Annotated in this window: 2 protein-coding genes; one reads left to right on the top strand and one right to left on the bottom strand. The window is 60.2% G+C overall.

What is annotated here, in order from left to right; all coding sequences use genetic code 11:
• The coding region (locus GY725_22355; protein MCP4006932.1) for an amidohydrolase at positions 1 to 984 on the bottom strand (984 nt) is incomplete at its 3' end.
• Between the two features lie 144 nt (positions 985 to 1,128).
• On the opposite strand from GY725_22355, the gene GY725_22350 reads away from it, so the two are divergent.
• The gene (locus GY725_22350; protein MCP4006931.1) at positions 1,129 to 1,281 is read left to right on the top strand and encodes a hypothetical protein; all 153 of its coding nucleotides are present in this window, start codon (positions 1,129 to 1,131) and stop codon (positions 1,279 to 1,281) included.
• Positions 1,282 to 1,439: the final 158 nt, after the last annotated feature.

Here is a 1,439-nt window from a genome sequence, read left to right as displayed (position 1 = left end):
GGGATCGGCGGCGACGCGCTTGCGCAATCGCTGACGCGTGTAGGGGGTGAAAAAGCGACCCTCATCCGTCCACACCATGTCGAGAGCGGGATCGTTCCTGAGTTTCCCTTCGCCGTACATCTGCAGATTGGCGTCGAAGAAGATCTCGTGTTTCAAGAAGAGAGCGATCATTTCCGACAACTCGGATTCTTCCTCACTCCCTTCTTCTAGCGTGATCCAGTGCTCAATCCGATCGATTTTCATTGCAATCGCGTCACGGGCGTGGACGTCGTAGACATCCTTGTAATTCGCCAGGTGGCCGGCGGCCGTCATGCCATTCTCGTGGACCTGATCGATCAGAATTCGTGTTTCTTCCGGAGTCGCCTGTTTGATCTTGATACTCGTGACGCCACGTTTGGCCCAATAGTCCACCTCTCGGCGGATCTCCGCTTCGGTGATGTCGTTGGGCCAAGCGACGCATTCATCCGCCGCGGTTTCGATCTGATACTCGCAGCGAAAAGCGCCGAAATAGGGACCCGAGTTGAAAATCCGCGTGCCGATCTCTTCGCCCTGATCGATGCGATCCCGAGCCTCGACAGAGCGCTCAGGGTTGAACTCGCCCGCCGACCAGGTCGCGGTGACGCCGTTAGCGAGAAAGAGGATCGCATTGTTGCGCATCTCTTCCGCTCGGCCGGAGTCGACCAGGTCCAAGTTGTAATGAGCGTGAAGGTCGAACATCCCGGGCAGGATGGTCGCGTCGTCATCCAGGTCGATGAGTCGCGCCGTGGGGAATTCGCGCCCCTTCAAATCGGCACCGACCTCGGCGAATCTTCCGTCTCGAATCACGATGCCGGTATTGCGCCTGCGCGCATCCGAAATCCCATCGAAGAGCCAGCCACCTCGCACCACTACCACCTCGGCAGAGGGCTTGGACCATTGCGCGTTCGCATCAACAGCGGCAAGCACCGATGCGCACGCGACAAGCAAAATGAGTTGAAATTTCATGGCAGATTGCATGTGTGCTCCTGATTCCTGGGCGTTGCCAGCTGGTGTTGCCAGGGCTTCTGTCCTCGGGTTCGAGTCTACCTGGATCCACGGCTCGAGGCGACCGACCGCGGGTGTGCCATGATACCGCCTCAGGAGACCCGCATGCATTCGACCTCCCGACGAGAGCCCCGACCGCCCCCCGACCTCGTGGTGCTGGAGCGCGACCTCTTCGCGATTCCGCCCGAAGAGATCGGCGAGGTGCGGGTGCTGCTTACGCTGCTCGATGGCGAGGTGGTGTACGAGGCGGAGCCCTGAGGTACCCCCCATGTTCGACCTACCCTTGAGCACGACCCTCCTCCTGTTGGGCTTTCCGCTCTTCTGGATCGTCTACACGATCGTCTTCCTGGTTCGCACGCGGGCATGGCGCGACGACGAGCGGGAGGAGGACCGGTGAGCGGCACCGTTCTCGGATT

It is taken from the genome of bacterium (genome assembly GCA_024226335.1).
GTDB lineage: Bacteria > Myxococcota_A > UBA9160 > SZUA-336 > SZUA-336 > JAAELY01.
Note: the sequence above shows the minus strand (reverse complement) of the source record. Positions and strands in the feature narration are given on the sequence as shown.